The organism is Pseudooceanicola profundus (genome assembly GCF_054919315.1).
In genome coordinates, this window is record NZ_CM142898.1 from 4,236,168 (window position 1) to 4,255,003 (window position 18,836).

Annotated in this window: 16 protein-coding genes; 8 read left to right on the top strand and 8 right to left on the bottom strand. The window is 67.2% G+C overall.

The window, feature by feature from the left end:
- Positions 1-155 precede the first annotated feature (155 nt).
- Complete coding sequence (gene bhcC / locus ACX9MO_RS19345) at positions 156-1,319, bottom strand: 3-hydroxy-D-aspartate aldolase BhcC (protein ID WP_222490190.1); 1,164 nt, start codon at positions 1,317-1,319, stop codon at positions 156-158.
- A 208-nt stretch (positions 1,320-1,527) separates the two neighbouring features.
- The gene (locus tag ACX9MO_RS19350; protein WP_462213037.1) at positions 1,528-2,175 is read right to left on the bottom strand and encodes an invasion associated locus B family protein; all 648 of its coding nucleotides are present in this window, start codon (positions 2,173-2,175) and stop codon (positions 1,528-1,530) included.
- Positions 2,176-2,760: 585 nt separating this feature from the next.
- Here ACX9MO_RS19350 and ACX9MO_RS19355 point away from each other — a divergent pair.
- Positions 2,761-4,299: a helicase HerA-like domain-containing protein gene (locus ACX9MO_RS19355; RefSeq protein ID WP_462213038.1), complete on the top strand. Its 1,539-nt coding sequence runs from the start codon at positions 2,761-2,763 to the stop codon at positions 4,297-4,299.
- 202 nt (positions 4,300-4,501) lie between these two features.
- Here ACX9MO_RS19355 and ACX9MO_RS19360 read toward each other — a convergent pair whose 3' ends face one another.
- The gene (locus ACX9MO_RS19360; RefSeq protein WP_222490193.1) at positions 4,502-5,074 is read right to left on the bottom strand and encodes a YcbK family protein; all 573 of its coding nucleotides are present in this window, start codon (positions 5,072-5,074) and stop codon (positions 4,502-4,504) included.
- Between the two features lie 428 nt (positions 5,075-5,502).
- Here ACX9MO_RS19360 and ACX9MO_RS19365 point away from each other — a divergent pair, with 428 nt between their 5' ends.
- The 5 genes from ACX9MO_RS19365 to ACX9MO_RS19385 all read left to right on the top strand — a co-directional run bounded on the left by ACX9MO_RS19365 (position 5,503) and on the right by ACX9MO_RS19385 (position 10,795).
- Positions 5,503-7,050 carry a L,D-transpeptidase family protein gene (locus ACX9MO_RS19365; RefSeq protein ID WP_462213039.1) on the top strand — a complete coding sequence of 516 codons (1,548 nt, stop codon included), beginning with the start codon at positions 5,503-5,505 and terminating at the stop codon, positions 7,048-7,050.
- A gap of 28 nt (positions 7,051-7,078) precedes the next feature.
- Positions 7,079-8,170, top strand: a complete 1,092-nt coding sequence (locus ACX9MO_RS19370) for a UDP-3-O-(3-hydroxymyristoyl)glucosamine N-acyltransferase (RefSeq protein WP_462213040.1) — start codon at positions 7,079-7,081, stop codon at positions 8,168-8,170.
- Positions 8,171-8,204: 34 nt separating this feature from the next.
- Positions 8,205-8,468: an acyl carrier protein gene (locus ACX9MO_RS19375; protein ID WP_462213041.1), complete on the top strand. Its 264-nt coding sequence runs from the start codon at positions 8,205-8,207 to the stop codon at positions 8,466-8,468.
- A complete protein-coding gene (locus ACX9MO_RS19380; protein ID WP_462213042.1) occupies positions 8,465-9,673 on the top strand; it encodes a beta-ketoacyl-[acyl-carrier-protein] synthase family protein in 1,209 nt (402 codons plus the stop codon). Before ACX9MO_RS19375 ends, ACX9MO_RS19380 begins: the two co-directional genes overlap by 4 nt.
- A 336-nt stretch (positions 9,674-10,009) precedes the next feature.
- Complete coding sequence (locus ACX9MO_RS19385) at positions 10,010-10,795, top strand: thioesterase family protein (RefSeq protein WP_462213043.1); 786 nt, start codon at positions 10,010-10,012, stop codon at positions 10,793-10,795.
- 57 nt (positions 10,796-10,852) lie between these two features.
- Here the strand turns inward: ACX9MO_RS19385 and ACX9MO_RS19390 are convergent, their stop codons facing one another.
- The 5 genes from ACX9MO_RS19390 to ACX9MO_RS19410 all read right to left on the bottom strand — a co-directional run bounded on the left by ACX9MO_RS19390 (position 10,853) and on the right by ACX9MO_RS19410 (position 16,333).
- Positions 10,853-11,782, bottom strand: a complete 930-nt coding sequence (locus tag ACX9MO_RS19390; RefSeq protein ID WP_222490199.1) for a CobW family GTP-binding protein — start codon at positions 11,780-11,782, stop codon at positions 10,853-10,855.
- Complete coding sequence (locus tag ACX9MO_RS19395; RefSeq protein WP_222490200.1) at positions 11,779-13,278, bottom strand: amidohydrolase family protein; 1,500 nt, start codon at positions 13,276-13,278, stop codon at positions 11,779-11,781. The genes ACX9MO_RS19390 and ACX9MO_RS19395 overlap by 4 nt, the downstream gene beginning before the upstream one ends.
- A gap of 181 nt (positions 13,279-13,459) precedes the next feature.
- Positions 13,460-14,449 (bottom strand): TRAP transporter substrate-binding protein, encoded by a 990-nt coding sequence (locus tag ACX9MO_RS19400; protein WP_222490201.1) that lies wholly within the window; start codon positions 14,447-14,449, stop codon positions 13,460-13,462.
- Between the two features lie 47 nt (positions 14,450-14,496).
- Positions 14,497-15,042, bottom strand: coding sequence for a TRAP transporter small permease (locus tag ACX9MO_RS19405; protein WP_222490202.1), 546 nt, complete (start codon positions 15,040-15,042; stop codon positions 14,497-14,499).
- Between the two features lie 10 nt (positions 15,043-15,052).
- A complete protein-coding gene (locus tag ACX9MO_RS19410) occupies positions 15,053-16,333 on the bottom strand; it encodes a TRAP transporter large permease (protein ID WP_462213044.1) in 1,281 nt (426 codons plus the stop codon).
- A gap of 207 nt (positions 16,334-16,540) precedes the next feature.
- On the opposite strand from ACX9MO_RS19410, the gene ACX9MO_RS19415 reads away from it, so the two are divergent.
- Both ACX9MO_RS19415 and ACX9MO_RS19420 read left to right on the top strand, forming a co-directional pair.
- Positions 16,541-17,260 (top strand): TetR/AcrR family transcriptional regulator, encoded by a 720-nt coding sequence (locus ACX9MO_RS19415; protein ID WP_222490204.1) that lies wholly within the window; start codon positions 16,541-16,543, stop codon positions 17,258-17,260.
- 167 nt (positions 17,261-17,427) lie between these two features.
- Positions 17,428-18,666, top strand: a complete 1,239-nt coding sequence (locus tag ACX9MO_RS19420; RefSeq protein WP_462213045.1) for an NAD(P)/FAD-dependent oxidoreductase — start codon at positions 17,428-17,430, stop codon at positions 18,664-18,666.
- Positions 18,667-18,836: the final 170 nt, after the last annotated feature.

Genomic DNA, 18,836 nt, shown 5'->3' on the forward strand with positions numbered 1-18,836 from the left:
GCGCGGTTCTTTTGGCAACTGCTCGATCGAAGGCATGGCACTGCTAGGGAGCGAGCCCCCGGCAGGTGAAGACGGAGAGCCCTACGCTGCATCCGCAGCCTGCCCGGCGAGCCTCCGCTGGCACGCGCCAGCCTGCCCCCCTTGCAGCGCCCGCCTCAGTACGCCTTCCCGCGCGCCGAGACCGGCCAGACGCATTCCACCCGGCCATTGCGCACGCCCACGTACCAGTCGTGGATATTGCAGGTCGGATCGCAGTGCCCCGGCACCAGCCGCAGCTTCTCGTTGATCTCCAGCACGTTGCCCGGGTCCTTGATCGTGCCGTGCTCGTCGGAGCAACCGACGTAGTCCACGTCATCGCGCCCGAAGATCACCGGCAGCCCACTGTCCACCGACTGCGACTTCAACCCCGCGTCGCAAACCGCCTGCCCGTCCCGTGCCACGCTCATCACCGAGGTCAGCAGGAAGAGCGCATTCTCCCATTCGCCCTGGTCGATCCGCTGGCCGTCCTTGTCGAGGATGCGGCCATAATCCGCGTCCATGAAGGCGTAGGAGCCGCACTGCAGCTCGTTGTAGAGGTTCGAGTTGCTCTCGAAGTAGTAGGACCCCGTCCCGCCCCCGGTGATCAGCTCGCATTTGAACCCGGCCTGCGCCAGCACGTCGCGCGCCTCGGTCACCTGCGCAATGGCCTTGGAGAGCTGCACCTCGCGCTCGCCATAGGCGCTGATGTGCTGCATGGCGCCGTGGTACGCCTGGATACCCGCGAAGGTGAGGCCCGGGGCCTCGGCCGTGGCGCGGGCGATGGCGAGGATGTCGCCCAGATCGGTCACGCCACAGCGCTTGGCACCGCAGTCGATCTCCACCAGCACGGCAAGCTCCGTCCCGTGGCGCTGCACGGCATCGGAGAGCTGCTGGATATTGGCCACGTCATCGACACAGACCAGCACCCGCGCGGCCAGCTTCGGCAGCTGCGCCAGCCGGTCGATCTTGAGCGGATCGCGCACCTGGTTGGAGACGAGGATGTCTTGGATGCCGCCCCGGGCGAAGGCCTCGGCCTCGGCCACCTTCTGGCAGCAGACGCCGACCGCGCCGCCGATGCGTTCCTGCAGCTTGGCCACGTCCACCGACTTGTGCATCTTGCCGTGCACCCGGTGACGCATCCCGTGCGCCTTGGCGTAATCGCCCATCTTCACCACGTTGCGCTCCAGCGCATCGAGGTCGAGGATCAGGCAGGGCGTCTGGATCTCCGCCTCCGCCATGCCGGGCTTGGCGGGGATGTCATAACCGACCTCGTAGTGGGACAGGTCCGTCTCGGCGCTCATGGGGCTCTCCTTGTCTTGCGGAGGCAGTCCCTCCGCGCAACGGGATAGCGCCTTTGCCCCACATAGGTGAAGAGAGCATGTATTTTCCCCGCCCCTTTTTCGCGGGGCGGCCCGGGCCTGCCGAAAACTGCGGCGCTGCCGCGGCCCGGGCGGGAAACGCAAAACGCCGCCCCGGGGGGCGGCGCCTGAGATCGCGATGCGGGGCGGTTCAGCGCTCCTGCACGGTGGCCTTCTCGTAGCCGGCGGTGAAGCCGATGAGGGAGACCTTGAGGGCCACTTTCACGTCCGGGGCCGCGAAGGGCACGATGGTCAGCGTGGCTTCCTTGCCGCCCTTGAAGGCGTCCACGTCCGCCTGGGTCAGGCCGATGCGGGCGAAGCAGCCAACCTGGTTGCAGAAGAGGAAGGGATAGCGCTTGCCCTGGGTCCCGTCGACGCCCAGCATCATGCCGGCGGGCAGCAGGGTTTCCAGCGGCACGACCACGGTGGCACCGGCAACGGCCTCGCCCTGGTTGGCAGCGCGGAACAGGCTGAACTCGGCGACGGAGTTGCCGTCCTCGTCGCGCAGCAGCTGGTAGAGCTCGCAGGGGTCTTCGCCCGCTTCGACCTTGATGCACTGCAGCTGCCAGTCGCCGATCTCTTCCTTCACGTAGGTCTGGCCCACGTTCGGGTCCTGACCGGCGGTCACGCCCATGGCGAGGTCGGGCGCCAGCGGCGTCCGGTTGGCCTCGCCCTGCGCGGGGGCGGCATCGGCGGCGGGTGCGTCGGTCGTCTCGGCGGGGGTCGTGTCCTGCGCGGCGGCTGCGCCGGCGAAGGCGATCATGGCCGCGGTGGCCAGAAATCCGGAAATACGGGTCATGCTTTTCCTGTTTGTTCGCAGAGGAGACTTGGCCTGCGTCTAACATGTGCTCCGGGGCTTGTCAGGCCCCAAACCCGGCAGGCGCCCTGTGACAAAACAGTGATGGGAGACCGTAAGCTGGTTTCCGCACACGCGAAAACATGGGCAGAACCACGGGCGGGACCAAAGCAAAAAGGGGCCCGCAACAGGCCCCTTTTCTATTTGGTTTTCTCCCCGTCGGACTGGCCGACTTAGTTCTTGTGAGGGACGCTATGTGGAATGTAACGGATCGTCAACAGGAAAAACCGGCTAAAAACCGCCTACTTTTTTCGACACCCCCGGCCCTGCTGTTTTTCGCATCATGCAGAGGGTCCCGCCGGGTCACGTGACGCGCCTTGGCGTCCGATCCGGGCCCGGGACGCCCGAAGCACCGCCCGAAACATCGCCCGAAAAAAGGCCGTGCCCGAAGGCACGGCCAGTCTGACAGGGAGGAAGTCACCCGCCCCCGCGAGGACATGCGGCGGGCGGATGAATTGATACTGGCACGCAGAGGTTAAGGTTGTATTTTCCCTCTGTAACCAAGGGGAAAACAGGGGCGGCAGGCAAATGGACCAGGACATCTTCATCGGCGGCGGCGGGCCGGACTATGCGGAGGCGCAGTGGCTCAAGCTGGGCTATGCCAACCGCCACGGCCTGATCGCGGGTGCCACGGGCACCGGCAAGACGGTGACGCTGCAAATCATGGCGGAAAGCTTCTCGGCCCGCGGGGTTCCCGTGGTGCTGGCGGACGTCAAGGGTGATCTCTCCGGCCTCGCCGCCGCGGGCTCTGCCACCGCCGGAACCCATGCGCCCTTCACCGAACGCGCGGAAAAGATCGGCCTGCAGGACTATGACTATACCGCCTTCCCGGTGATCTTCTGGGATCTCTTCGGCCAGCAGGGCCACCCGGTGCGCACCACGATCTCCGAGATGGGGCCGCTGATGCTGTCGCGCCTGCTGGAGTTGAGCGAGGCGCAGGAGGGCATCCTGAACATCGCCTTCCGCGTGGCCGACGAACAGGGGCTTGCCCTGCTCGACCTGAAGGACCTGCAGTCACTGCTGGTCTGGCTGGGTGAGAACCGCGCCGACCTGTCGCTGCGCTACGGCAACATCTCGACCCAGTCGATCGGGGCGATCCAGCGCCGCCTTCTGGTGCTGGAGACCGAGGGGGGCGCGAACTTCCTCGGCGAGCCGGCGCTGGAGCTGTCGGACATGATGCGCACCGATACGGACGGGCGCGGCGTGATCTCGATCCTCGCCGCCGACAAGCTGATGGCCGCGCCCCGGCTCTACGCGACCTTCCTGCTCTGGCTGCTCTCCGAACTCTTCGAGGAGCTCCCGGAGGTCGGCGATCCGGACAAGCCGCGGCTGGTCTTCTTCTTCGACGAGGCGCACCTGCTCTTCGACGATGCCCCCAAGGCGCTCGTGGACAAGGTGGAACAGGTGGCGCGTCTGATCCGCTCGAAGGGGGTGGGCGTCTATTTCTGCACCCAGAACCCCGCCGATGTGCCCGAGGATATCCTCGGCCAGCTCGGCAACCGGGTGCAGCATGCCCTGCGCGCCTTCACCGCCCGCGACCGCAAGGCGCTGAAACAGGCCGCCGAAACCTACCGCGACAACCCGCGCTTTTCCATCGAGGAGGCGATCCGGGAGGTGGGCACCGGCGAGGCGGTGACCTCGTTCCTGATGCGCAAGGGGATCCCCGGCATGGCCGAGCGGACGCTGGTGCGCCCACCCTCCTCGCAGCTGGGACCGCTGGACCCGGCCCTGCGGCGCGCGGCGATTGCGGCCTCGCCGGTGGCGGGGAAATACGACACGACGCTTGACCGGGAATCCGCCTACGAGATCCTTGCCAAGCGCGCGGCCGATGCCGCCAAGGCCGCAGAACAGGCCGAGGCGGCGGAAGAGGCGCAGCCCGTGGCGCAGCGCGAATATGCCTCGGCGCGGCGCTACACCGGGACGCGCGTCCCCCGCTCCTCGTCGAAACGGGTGTCGCAGGACACCTTCGGATCGGCGCTGCAGGATGCGGTGATCAAGGAATTGAAAGGCACCACCGGGCGGCGGATCGTGCGCGGCATCCTCGGCTCGCTCTTCAAGGCCCGCTGAGCGGGCCTGCCCCGCCCCTCCGGCCCGGGCCCCTGCGCGGCCTCGGCGGGGCCGCGACGTGGCTACTGCCCTGCCCCCAAAAGAAAAACACCGGCACGTCAGGGACGGCCGGTGAACAGGTCTTCTCAGGTAATCGACCGCAGAAATCCGTGGCGGGCATGGAACCCGCCGGGCTTCACGGCGTTGAAGTCTTGACCGGGGCTCAGGAGCCCCAGTGACGCACGGGACCGCAATCCATATGCACGAAGTTCGACCGCGAGTACTTGCCGACGCCGCCGCCATGGCAGGCCGCCGCGGCCTTGTACATCTGGTTGACCGAGCGCGACTTGAGCCGCAGGTCGGCCGCCTGGCCCTTCATGTGGAGCGAGTTCTTGGCCACACCGCTGGAGCGGGAGCGCAGCATCGCGTTGGTCTCGGGCGAGCGGTAGCCGGAGAGCAGCATGTAGGGCTCGCCGGGATCAAGCAGGCGATGCGCGGCAGCCATGACATCCATGGTGCGGCCGTCGATCGTGAGGTGCTTGTCGTTGCGCCAGTCGCGCATGAAGTGGGTCACTTCCTGCATCGCCTCGGGGATGTAGTCCCCCTCGATCCAGTAGATCATGTTGAGGCGCTCGCCGGTGCGCGGGCTGTACATGTGCAGGCGGCGAACGTCGCCTGCGCCACGCAGAAATCCGGCTGCTTGTGAATAGGTCGGGGCTGCAACTACAGCCGTGGCCGCGAACGCACCCAGTAGGGCGCGCCGCGAAAAGCTCTTCGAGCCGTTCGTGGTCGTCATTGGTGGTCTGTCCCGTCTCTTACCTGTTGCCGCGATGTTACGCGGGCTCTGCCAAATATTCCCCAAGTGCGATTGTTATTGCACGCACGACTGCCCGGCCCAAGACGAAATTCCTTGGCATCCCACGGATCGGCGGAATTCGGCGGATTTTTGCTGGGTTTCCTCAGCTTTTCGCCCAGAATGGAACCATTCCGAGGGCGTTCCTTAAGGCCCCGTTAAGCTTCATCGGCTCCGTAGTGGAAATACATCAAGTTCCGGAGAAATTTAGCTTTCCGCGCGCCATCGCTGGACAGTCCGCCTGCGCCCCAGCAGGCTTGTCCCAACCACATTCGAATGAGGTTTCCCAAATGCCCTTTTTGCCCGCGTCTCTCCGGGTCCGCCGCCTTCAGACCGCCGTTCTTGCTCTTGCCGTAGCACTTCCCCTCGCCATGACCGCCCCTTCGGCAGGCCATGCCGATGTCTCCCTCGCCTTCCGTCAGGCCGTCGCCGAGACCGCGTCGCGGGACCGCGAAATGGCGGCCTTCTACCGCGAAAACGGGTTCGCTCCGATCTGGACCGGCACCGACGCGGCGGCGCAGGCGCGGCGGCAGGCACTGGTGCAGGCAATCGCCGGGGCGAGCGATCACGGGCTGGCGGTGGGCGATTATGACCTCGACGGGCTGCTGGACAAGGCGCGTGCGGTGCGCAGCGAACGGGACCTCGGGCTGGTGGAGGTGGGTTTCTCCAAACTTTTCCTGCGCTACGCCCGCGACGTGCAGACCGGCATGGTCACGCCCTCGAAGATCGATCCGCTGATCGTGCGCGAAATCCCCTATCGCGACCATGCGGAACTGCTGGCCGGCGTGGCGGGCAACGATCCGTCGGCCTTCATGCGCTCCCTGCCCCCGCGCACCCATGAATACCTGCGCCTGATGCGCGCCAAGCTGGACATGGAAAAATCCGTGGCCGCGGGCGGCTGGGGCCCCGTCGTGCCCGTGGGCAAGCTGGAACCCGGCGCTCAGGGGCGCAACGTCGTCCTGCTGCGCAACCGGCTGATCGCCATGGGCTACATGGAGCGCTCGCTGAGCGACCGCTACGACAGCACGATGACCGACGCGATCCGCGCCTTCCAGGCCGATCACGGCCTCGCCGAGGACGGCGTCGCCGGGCCCGGCACCCTTGGCGAGATCAACGTCTCCATGGCGGACCGCCTGCGCTCGATCATGGTGGCGATGGAGCGGGAACGCTGGATGAACAAGGAACGCGGCGATCGCCATGTCCTCGTCAACCTGACCGACTTCCACGCCAAGATCATCGACCACGGGATCACCACCTTCGAGACCCGCTCGGTCATCGGCAAGAACATCCCCGACCGCCGCACGCCGGAGTTCTCGGACGAGATGGAATACCTCGTCATCAACCCGACGTGGAACGTGCCCCGCTCCATCGCGGTCAAAGAATACCTGCCGATGTTCAAGAAGAACCCGAACGCGGCCTCGCACCTCAACCTGATCAACGCACGCGGCCAGGTGGTGAACCGGGCGGCGGTGAACTTCTCGGCGCTGAACGCCCGGAACTTCCCCTTCGACATCAAGCAGCCGCCGTCCTCGCGCAATGCGCTCGGGCTGGTGAAGTTCATGTTCCCGAACAAGTACAACATCTATCTGCATGATACGCCGTCGAAATCCCTCTTCGACCGCGAGGTGCGGGACTTCAGCCACGGCTGTATCCGCCTGCAACAACCCTTCGATTTCGCCTATGCGCTGCTGGCGCTTCAGGAGGACGATCCCGAGGCCTTCTTCCAGTCCAGGCTGCGGACCGGCCGCGAGACCCGCGTGACCCTGGACACGCCGGTGCCGGTGCACCTGATCTACCGCACCGCCGTCACCGAGGCGACCGGCAAGGTCACCTACCGCCGGGACATCTATGGCCGGGATGCGCGCATCTGGGAGGCCATGCAGGCGGCAGGGGTGGCGCTGCGCGGCGTTCAGGGGTAAGCCTGCCCCTGCACGACAGGGGGACCCCATGCGCCACAGCATCGAGAGCATAGCCGCCGCCCTTGGCACCACCGCCCTTGGCGACGGCTCCATCACCGTGACCGGCGTGGCCGAGCCCGCCGCCGCAGGGGCCGAGGACCTCGCCCTCGCGATGAAGCCGGACTACGCCGACGGCCTGAGCAAGGGCCAGGCCCGTGCCGCCATGGTCTGGGAGGGCGCCGACTGGGAGGCCCTCGGCCTGAAGGCCGCCATCGTCGCACCGCGCCCGCGCATGGCCATGGCCGGCCTGACCCGCGCCTTCTACCCCGGCCCCGGCTACCCCGAGGGGATTGATCCCAACGCCTCTGTCGATCCCACGGCCATCCTGGCCGAGGGCGTCAGCGTGGGCGCCTTCGCGGTGATCTCCGCCGGCGCCGTGATCGGCGAAGGCACCGTCATCGGGCCACAGTGTTTCGTCGGACAGGACGCGCGCATCGGTGCAGGCGGCCTTCTGAACGCGCAGGTCCGTGTCGGGCCGCGCGCGCAGATCGGCGACCGGTTCCTTGCGCAGCCCGGTGCGACCATCGGCTTCGACGGCTTCTCCTATGTGACGCCCGAGGTGAACGCGGTCGAAAAGGCCCGCCACACCCTCGGCGATGCCTCGGGCACCGAAGCGCAGGGCTGGGTCCGCATCCACTCGCTCGGCGGGATCATCATCGGCGACGACGTGGAGATCGGCGCGAATGCCTGTGTCGACGCAGGCACGATCCGGCCCACGCAGGTCGGCAACGGCACCAAGATCGACAACCTCTGCATGGTCGGCCACAATGTCGTCATCGGGAACGAGTGTCTCTTTGCCTCGATGGTCGGCATCGCGGGCTCGACCAGGATCGGCAACAACGTCGTGCTCGGCGGCCAGGTGGGGGTGTCGGACAACATCACCATCGGCGACAACGTGGTCTGCGGAGGCGGCTCTGCCATCCGCACGCGGGTTCCGGCAGGTCAGGTGATCCTCGGCAACCCGGCGATCAAGATGGAAACCCAGCTCGAAGGCTACAAGGCACAGCGTCGCCTGCCCCGTCTCTTCCGCGAGGTCGCGGAGTTGAAGAAAGCGGTTTTCAAGGACGGCCAGAGCGACTAAATCAGCGGCAATCGCACAAGGGGAGTAGCCCGGCATGACCAGCGTGAAGGACAGGGTGATCGCGATCATCGCGGAGCAGGCGGTTCTGGAACCGGGCGACGTGTCCATGGACCAGACCCTCGAGGACCTCGGCATCGACTCGCTCGGCCTCGTGGAGAGCATCTTCGCCATCGAGGAAGCCTTCGACATCCAGGTGCCCTTCAATGCCAACGAGCCGCAGGAGAGCGATTTCGACATCTCCAACGTGGCGACCATCGTGGCTGGGATCGAGAAGCTGGTGGCGGAACAGCACGCGTGAAGAGAGTCGTCATTACCGGTGCCGGCACGATCAACGCAATCGGCCATTCTGTTTCCGAGACGTTCGCTTCCATGCGCGAGGGCCGCTGCGGCATCGGCCAGCTCGAGATCCAGGACGTGGAGCGGCTGTCGATCCAGATCGGCGGTCAGGTCAAGGGCTTCGAGGCCGAGGGCGAGTTCAACCGCCAGCAGATGGCGCTCTATGACCGCTTCACCCAGTTCACCCTCTTCGCCGCCCGAGAGGCGATCCAGCAGTCCGGGCTCGAATTCATCGGCGAACTGGCGGCGCGGTCCGGCGTGGTGCTCGGCACCGCCGGCGGCGGCGTCTCGACCTGGGACGAGAATTACCGCGCGGTCTACGAGGCGGGCAAGAACCGGGTCCATCCCTTCGTCGTGCCCAAGCTGATGAACAACGCGGCCGCCAGCCACGTCAGCATCGAGTACAACCTCAAGGGCCCGAGCTTCACCGTCTCCACCGCCTGTGCCTCGTCGAACCACGCCATGGCGCAGGCCTTCCAGATGGTGCGCCTCGGCATGGCGCCGGCGATGGTGACCGGCGGATCGGAATCCATGCTCTGCTTCGGCGGCGTGAAGGCCTGGGAAGGGCTGCGCGTCATGTCGAAGGATGCCTGCCGCCCGTTCTCCATGAACCGCAACGGCATGGTGCAGGGCGAAGGGGCCGGCGTCTTCGTCTTCGAGGAGATGGAACACGCCAAGAAACGCGGTGCCGAGATCCTCGCGGAAGTCGTGGGCTTTGCCATGACCTCGGACGCCTCCGACATCGTCATGCCCTCCAAGCAGGGCGCGGCCCGGGCGATTGCAGGCGCCATGAAGGACGGCGGCATCAACCCCGAGGAAGTGGGCTATATCAACGCCCATGGCACCGGGACGGCGGCCAATGACAAGACCGAATGCGCGGCGGTGGCGGATGCCTTCGGCCAACATGCGGACAACCTGATGATTTCCTCGACCAAGTCGATGCATGGCCACCTGATCGGCGGCACCGGCGCGGTGGAACTGCTGGCCTGCATCATGGCGCTGCGGGACGGGGTCATCGCGCCGACCATCGGCTACGAGGAACCGGACCCGGAATGCGCCCTCGACGTGGTGCCCAACGAGGCCCGCGAGGCCAAGGTCGACGTGGCACTGTCGAACGCCTTCGCCTTTGGCGGGCTGAACGCGGTGCTGGCCCTGCGCAAGGTCTGACGACGCCCCGATCGTAACGCGGAATGCCCGGCCATGGTCGGGCATTTTCGTCTGCGGGCACCGGCGGGGACGGTCACCTCGCGGCGCCTTCGCACCCGATCACGCGGCGCCCGATCTCCCGCTTCGCGGCACCGACACGCCGCCGCACAGGCGGACCCGCGCGGCAGGACCATCGGCACGCGATCCCTGACCCACACCGCCCCTTCGATACACACGCAACGCCCGCAATTTCCGCGCCGCGGAAGAGCGCTGCGTCACCCTCCGTCGCCTAGGCCGAGGCCCTTCCGCCGCCCGCTTCCGCGTGGTTAACAGGACGGGAGGAGACAGGAGGACGAGATGACATCACTGGCCCAGATCATCGCCGGCATGACCGCCGATGGCGCCGCACAGCAGGCGCATATCCCCGAGACATGGATGCAGGGCCGGACGGTCTTTGGCGGGCTGGTCGCCGCGCTCGGGCTCGAGAGCGCCCTGCGGGCCGATCCGGAGCTGCCGCCGCTGCGCTCGGCGCAGATGATGTTCATGGCGCCGCCCGCCTCCGAGGCCCGGTTCGACGCCGAGATCCTGCGCCGAGGCCGCTCCACCGGCTTCGTCGGGCTGACCTGCGAGAGCGCGGGCAAGACCTGTGCGCGCGGCACCTTCGTCTTTGGCGCACCGCGCGAGAGCGAGGTGCGGCATGATCGCTTCCCCCGCCCCGGGCACCTGCCCGGCCCCGAGGACAGCCGCCTCGTCCCGCCCCGGGACAATGGCCCGGCCTTCTTCCACAACTTCGAGGTCCGCCGCGCGGCGGGCGCCCTGCCCGTCTCCGGCGCGACCGAGCCGGAGTTCCATCTCTGGGTCCGCCTGAACGAGCGCGCCGACCTTGCGCCGGTCATCGCCATGACCTGCATCGCCGATTGCCCGCCGCCCGCCGCGCTGACCGCCATGACGGCGCCCGCGCCGGTGGCGACGATCTCGTGGCAGCTGGACGTGGCGCGTATCCCCGAGCGGGTGGAATGGGTGCTGCTGCACTCCACCTCGCAGGCGGCGGGCGACGGGTACTCGGTGCAGAACATGGACATCTGGTCGCCCGAGGGCTACCGGATCGCGGGCGCGCGGCAGATGGTGGCGATCTTCGGTTGAGGCCGGGGGGCAGGCGACGGGACTGTAGCGGCCCCCTGAGTGCGACCGGTGCGGACCTCAGCAGAGGTCCAGCACCTCGCGCGCGCCCTCGGCGTCGAACTCCCCCGCCCGGCCGATCAGGACAAGGCGGCAGCCCTCAGGCCCCGCAGGATCGCCCTGCGAGACGGCGGCGCGGCGGCCGACCAGCTGGAAGATGAGCTGCTGGCCCGGATGTTCCTGCGTGCGCAGGAAGCCCTTGGCGCGCAGCAGCCCCGGCGCGATCTGCTGCATGGCGGCCTGAAACCGCGGCAGGGAAATCGCCCGGTCCACGACCCATTCCACCGTGGCGAACCGCCCGGCGTCCACGACGCGCGGCTTCTGCCCCGCGATGCGCGGCCCGGCGGCGGAGCGGATCGTCTCCGGCTCCAGCAGCAGCATTTCAAGGTCGGAGGTGTCGCGCTCCGGGTCGATCACCTGACGGTGGCCGCCAGCCCCCAGACGGGTGTGGATGCGGGCCAGCTGATCCTCCGCCAGCCCCGCCGCCTTGGAGAGCACGACCATGTCGGCCCCGGCCAGCTGCGCCTGCCAGAGGTCATCCTCCGCGATCTTGGGATCGTCGGCGAGCGCCTCGGCATCCAGCACGCAGACCACCGCCTCCAGCGCCGCATGGGAGAAGATGACGGGATCGTAGAGCGCCTCGACGATGCCCGCCGGGTCGGCCACGCCCGAGGCCTCGATCACGATCATCTCGGGGCGCGGGTCCTGATCGAAGAGGATCTTCAGCGTGCGCAGAAGATCCCCCTGAAGCGTGCAGCAGATGCAGCCGTTGCGCAGGCCCACCACCTCTTCGGTGGACCCGGCGATCAGGTCGGCGTCGATGTTGATCGAGCCGAAGTCGTTCACGATGGCCGCGATGCGCCGCCCGTGATCCCCCGCCAGCAGGCGGTTGATGAGGGTGGTCTTGCCGGCGCCGAGGGCCCCGGTGACGACAAGAACCGGCAGGCTCATCGGCGGATCGCCCGGCCCGGCAGGGCCTCTTCGGCCAGCGTCGCCTTCTCGATCACGGGCACGCCGTTCACGATGAGATGGATCACGCCTTCGGACACCTGGGTCATGTTCGAGAAGTCGGCCTTGTCGTCGAGCGCGTCAAGATCGAAGACGAGGATATCGGCGTCCATGCCCTCCTGCAGGCGGGCCTTGGTGCGCATCTGGGGCGTGCATTTCTCGATCACTGCCGAGGGGATCGTGGTGCATTTCGCGATGCCCTCCATCAGCGGCACCAGCTTCCGGTCGCGGACGTAGTCGCGCATGAACTTGACGAAGCAGGCCGAGGACCGCGGGTGCGCCGAGACATCGGACGGCAGCGGCCATTCGGTGCCCTCGTAGAGCGACCCGTCCGGCTTGATCCACGGCATCGCGTCCGAGCCGATGGCGCCGCCGGGATAGACCACGGACATGTCCAGCAGCTCCTGGTGGCGTTCGTTGTTGGCCACGTCGAGGAAGTGCCACAGGATCAGTTCGCTCGGGTTCTCATCCCCCACGGCGAGGACATCCTCGCGGCTCTCCATCCGGCGGCGGTTGCGGACCAGTTCAATGTCCTTGTAGTCGCCGCCAGATTTCTCGCGGAAGTCCGGCGCGCGCAGGAACCCGGCCGAGGCGACGGTGGAGCCGGTGCCATAGGGATAGGCCTCGACCGTCACGGGCAGCCCCTGCTCCTGCGCCTTGCGCAGCACGGTGATCGCGTGTTCCACGTCCTGCAGGCTGGTGGAGTTCAGGTGGCAGATGTGCATGTCGCAGCCGGTGGCCCCGGCGAGGCCGATGATGCGCACATAGGCCTCGACGCCGGACTGCGGGTCGATGTTCGAGGCGAAGGCCACGTGGGTGAAGGTGGGCGACTCGACCGACTTCGCGGCGTCACAGATCCACGTCAGCTCCTTCAGCCCGGCGCCCTTGGCATAGCCGTTGGGGATGCCGACGCCGATGGCGCCCGCGTCGAGCCCCTCCTTGACCAGACGCACGATCTCCTGCGCCTGCTCGTTGGTGGCGGCCTCGGTCGACCAGCGGGTGTCCTTGGCGCCGTAGCCCATGGCCTCAAGCGGCTTGATGCCCGCATCCAGCGGGAATTCCGTCATCGCGGCCATGCGGGCGATGATCCACGCCGAGGCACAGCCGTAGTTCAGCACGCGGCCGGTCTTGGCCTGACCGGAGTACCAGTCCGCCACCGGCAGCGCGCCGATCTCGAGCTCCAGCGAGGTGGTCACCCCGTCGAAGGCCTGCATCCGGTCCGCCGGGATCGACTGGCCGTGGGCGTGGATGTCGACGAAACCGGGGCAGACGATCTTGCCCTCGGCGTCCATCTCCTTGGCCCCGGCAGCGAGGCTTTGGCCGATGGCGGCGATCTTGTCGCCCTTGATCCCCACGTCGGCGATTTCATCCCGGCCGGTTTCGGGGTCCATCACCCGGCCATTGCGGATGACGATGTCGAAGGATGCCTGCGCGCTCATCTCTGGAAGCTCCTGTAATCTTTAAAAAAGGCGCCCGAACCGCGCGCCTGCGGCCCGGGCGAATAACCCTGTGGCGCACAACGGGAGACACATGCACCGCAGGGGGGACGCCGGCCCCGTGAAGGGGAAACGGAACCGGCCACGTTCCGGCAGGGCCCCGTGGGGCCCGGCGCTCAACCGATCACTCGGCGTAGGACTTGATGTCCGCGATGATCTCCTGCACGCGGGCCGGCTCGACGCCGTCCACGTTCTCGGCCATCGGGGCGGCAGCATCGGCGAAGGTCTTCAGATCCTCGGCGGTCGGCTGGTAGACCTTGATGCCGGCATCCGCGATCTCGCCCTTCTGGCGTTCGTCCACGGTGGGGATCCAGGCGTCGACAGCGGCGTCGGCGGCGGCCACGGCCTCATCCACCTGTGCCTTTTCCTCGTCGCTCAGCCCGTCGAGCCACATGGTCGAGGCGATGGCGACGCGCACGGCCGGGATCACCTTGAAGTCGGTGAAATAGTCGAAGAGGTCGATATGGCCGAAGGTCAGCGCCACGCCCACCGGGTTGATGTAGCCATCGGCCACGCCGGTCTGGATCGCGTTCGGCACCTCGGTCCAGGGCACCACGACGCCCGAGGCGCCCAGCTTGGAGAAGAGGTCCATCTGCATGGTGTCGAGGGCGCGCATCCGCAGCTGCGGCATGTCCGCGGCCGTCTTGATCTCGGCCTTGTTGTTGTAGAGCCCCGAGAACGGGCCGAGGCCCACCGAGGACAGCACCTGGAAGCCTTCGGGCAGCAGGGTCTCGTTCACACCGGCGAGGAAGTCGGACTCATGCATGAACTTGGAGTAATGCGCCTCACCCGAGAACAGGTAGGGCAGCTGCGGCACGCGCATCTCGGGGGCGAATTCCACCGACACGCGGTAGTCCGACATGGAGATGTCGAGGATACCGGTACGGACCTGGTCGAGGCGCTCGTCCTCGCCACCGATGGTGTTGTAGGGGAAGACCTCGGTATCCCAGCCGGCGGCGGCCAGGCTCTCGATGAAGGTATGCGACCAGAGCGCGGTGCCCGAGTTCTCGATATCGGGGATCGAGTCCTCGGCAAGGTTCACGCTGGCGGCCATCAGCGGGGCGGAGGACAGCGCCAGAACGCTCGTGGCGGCCATCAGGAAGCGGTTGAACATGGGGTCATAACTCCGTTGGAATATCTATGCTTTTATTGGTTCAGGTCTTAGGCGGGTTCGGTCCCGATCGCCTCGTGCTGGAGGGCGGCCTCCTGCTCGCGGACGCGGGCCGAGAAGATCAGCCCGAGGCCCGAGAGGCCGTGCAGGCAGATGATGATGCAGGTCACCGGCAGCGCCATGGACATCCATGCGGTGGAGATCCCCAGCCCCTCGGAGAGGCGCGTCATCTGCCGGAGCACGAAGGGATAGGAATAGTTCAGCACCGGCAGGAAGAAGAGCCAGGCCGCCACGGCGCGGGTCACGGCGCGGATCGTCATCTTTGCAAAGCTTTCCGGCGCGGGCGTCACCAGCGAGGGATCGGCGTGGGTGTGGAAGGCGACGGTCGCCCCCAGCAGCCCGCCCCAGATCATCAGCCACCGGGCCAGCTCCTCGGTCCAGAACGGCGGCGAGGCAAAGATGTAGCGCGCCACCACCTGCAACAGCACGACCAGCAGCATGGCCCCGAAGCAGAGAACCGAGACGAAGCCCGCCGCCGTGTTGACCCGGCGGGACAGCGTGTAGAGCGCCTCTGCGATTTTCGCGACGAGTTTCATCGGGCTCTCCTCAGTATCCAAGCGCGCGCGGCACGGCGAGCGTGATTTCGGGGACGAAGGTCAGCACCATCAGCAGGATGATCTGCACCACGAGGAAGGGCAGCACCGCCCGCGCGATGGACCAGTAGCGCACCTTGGTCACCGTCGAGACCACCAGCAGCGCCGCCCCCAGTGGCGGCGTCACGAGGCCGATCATCAGGTTCACGAGGATCACGATGCCGAGGTGGATCGGATCGACCCCCATGGCGAGCGCGGGCGGCGCCAGCAGCGGCACGAAGAGCGCAAGCGCCACCGGCACGTCCAGGAAGGTGCCCACGATCAGGAAGATCACGTTCAGCAGCAGCAGGTAGCGCCAGCCGTCGAGGCCGAGGTTCTCGATCACGCCCGACAGGTAACGCGGGATCTGCTCGATCCCCGCGAGGTAGCCGAAGATCGCCACGGCGGCCAGCAGCACGAAGATCGAGCCGGTCATCATCGCCGTGCGGTGCAGCGAGTCATAGAGCCCCTTGAGGGTCATCTGGCCATAGATCATGCCCGCGACAATCGCGCAGAGCACGGCGACGGCGGCGGCCTCGGTGGGCGTCATGATGCCGAAGACGATGCCGCCCATGATCACGATCGGGATCAGCAGCGCCGGCATGGCGCGCCACAGACGCTTGAGGAAGACCGGGAAGGCCACCTTCTCGCCCCGGGGGTGATCGTACTTCTTGGCCATATAGGCATTCAGCCCGAAGAGCACGAGCGCCATCAGGATGCCCGGCACGATGCCCGCGATGAAGAGCGCCGTGACCGAGGTCTGCATCAGCGCGCCGTAGAAGATCAGCGTGATCGAGGGCGGGATGATCGGCCCGATGACCGAGGAGGCCGCGGTGATCGCGCAGGCGTAATCCATCGGGTAGCCGTTCTTCTTCATCGCCGGCACCAGCGTGTTGGAGACCGAGGCCGCATCCGCCACGGCGGAGCCTGAAATCCCTGCGAAAAAGACCGAGGTGAGGATGTTCACATGGCCCAGGCCACCGCGCAGCCGCGCCATCATCGCCGAGGCCAGATCGAGCAGCGCCTGGGTGACGCCCGCGCGGTTCATGATCTCCCCGGCGAGGATGAAGAGCGGCATCGACATGAGCGAGAAGAGGTCGATATTCGCGAGGATGCGCTGCGGTGCGGCCGCGAGGAACCGCGCCCGGTCGAGCGCGAGGAAGGTCAGGATGGAGGCCGCGCCGATGATATGCGCCAGAACTGCCCCCCCGATCAGCAGGACAAAAGAAAAGATAATGATCGGAATGGCTTGCATAGGCCGGAGCGTCCCTGTTCTGTGCCCTCTCTCCCTGCATTCGCGGAAATCGGGCCCCGGCAGAGGATCGTTTGAGCACGAATTAGTTGCCGGTGCGTGGTTTTATTGTACGCTGATCAAATATTGCCCCGCCGTCAATTGCGCATTGTACAATTGTCGACAGCCGTCAGGAGGGCGGAGAGCGAGGTCCGGGAGGGCGCTGAATTTATGAGCGACAAAAGCACCAAAAAACCTGCGCTCGGTCGGGCGGCCGCCATCGGCCTCACGAAGGAGCAGATCATCGCAGAGGCGATTCGACTGATCGACGAGAACGGGCTTGGGGCCTTCTCGATCCGGGAGCTGTCGCGACAGCTGAAGGTCTATCCAGCGGCGATCTACTGGCACGTCGGCGGCTCCAAGGCCGATCTCTTCGGCGAGATATCGGGCGGGCTGACCGCCAACCTGATGCCCCCGGAAGAGGTCAGCCCCGACTGGCGCGAGACGCTCCGCACCCTCTTCCGCCGGTTCCGGGCGCGGCTGCATGAACACCCCAACGCCGCCCCCCTGCTGGGCGCGCAGATGAAATCCAACGGCGCCCCGAATGCGCCCTGGGTCGAGATCATCCTGCAGGCGCTGCAACAGGCGGGCTTCGACGGGCAGGACCGGGTCAATGCGTTCAACGCGCTCGTCGGCGGGCTGGAGGGCTTCATCACCATGGAGCTCGGCCCCGCGCCGGAAGGCTCGGAGGACTGGGCCGAGAGTTTCGACGAACGGATGAACCAGCTCGACCCGCAGGAGTATCCGCTGCTGACCTCCTCCTACCCCGAGATGCGCAACCGCGCCTTCGTGACCCGCTGGCGCAACGGCTCCGACTCACCGCTCGATGGCGGGTTCGAACTGCTGCTGGACACGCTGATCCTCGGGCTGGAAGCCCGCCGCGCCCGCTGACGCGCCCCCTGACGCGCCTGCGTTTTGGGCGGCGAAACCGCGCGGAACACTGCCTCTCGCGGCAATAGTACACTGTTCAATTGACGCCTGTCCGGGCCTCGTGTCATGGATCAGATCACCCCGCGTCCCATGCGCCGGGGCCCTCTTTCATGGAACAGGAGCATCCCATGGCACGCGTGATCGTTCTGGGCGCCGGCATGGTCGGTACTGCCTCGGCCCTCGCCCTGCAGGCACAGGGGCACGAGGTGGCGCTCATCGACCGCAAGGCACCGGGCCGCGAGACGAGCTACGGCAACGCCGGCATCATCCAGGGCGAAGCGGTGGAGCCCTACGCCCTGCCCGTCTCGCCTGCCAAGCTGCTGTCGCTGGCCATGGGCGCCGACAATGCCGTGCGGCTGACGCCTGCCGGGGTGCTGGGACAGCTGGGTGGCCTGCTCGGCTATCTCGCCAATTCGCTGCCCGCCCGCCACCGCAAGATCGCCGCAAGCTATGCGCAGCTCGTGAAGGCCGCCACCGCCGATCACGACGTGCTGATCGAGGCCTCGGGCGCCGGCAACCTGATCACCAAGCAGGGCTTCCGCCAGGGCTACATGGATGCCGCCGCCTTCACGGCGATGGAGCCGGAGATCACCCGCCTCGCCCGCGATTACGGCGTGAACGCGGAACTGATGGACGGTGACGCGCTCGCCACGGCCGAGCCCGCGCTGAAGAAGCGCTTCGCCGGGGCGGTGCACTGGCACGACGCATGGTCCTGTGCCAGTCCGGGGGACCTCGTCGGGGCCTATGCACAGCTGCTCGTCTCGCGCGGGGGGCAGCTGCTGACCGGTGACGCCATGTCTCTGAAGCAGGTCGGCAGCGGCTGGCAGGTGATGAGCGACGGCGGCCCGGTCAGCGCCGAAAAGGTCGTCGTGGCGCTCGGCCCCTGGGCGCCGCAGCTGATGAAACGCTTCGGCTACCGCATCCCCATGGTGCGCAAGCGGGGCTATCACCTGCATTTCTCCGGCACCCATCGGCTGAACCTGCCCTTGATGCACACCGGCGCCTCCACGGTCTTCTCGCCCATGAAGGACGGGCTGCGGGTCGCCACCGGGGCGGAGCTCGCCCCCATGTCGGCGCCCGTGAACCGGAGCCAGTTGATCAAGGCCGAGGCCGCCGCGCGCGCATTGCTCGACATCGGCCCGGCGGTGGAGGCCAACCCCTGGTTCGGCAACCGCCCCTGCATGCCGGACATGATGCCGGTCATGGGCGAGATGCCCCGCCACCCCGGTCTCTGGGCGCATTTCGGTCACGGTCACCAGGGGTTCACCCTCGGCCCGACGACGGCGCGGCTGATGGCCGATGCCATGACAGGCGACAGCGGCCCGCTGGTGCAGGCGCTCTCGCCGCTGCGCTACACCGGCAAGTGAGCCCTTCCCGCAGGCCGGGCCCGGCCGCATCCTGAGCCACCGGTGACCGGGTGCACCCTCGTGTCCAGTCTGTCCGGTCTGTCCGGGCCGATGCGCAGATGGCCCATGCAGCCCCCGGCCTGCGCCCCGCTCTCCCAAACAAACCGCCTCCCACAGGGCCCCGCCTCCCA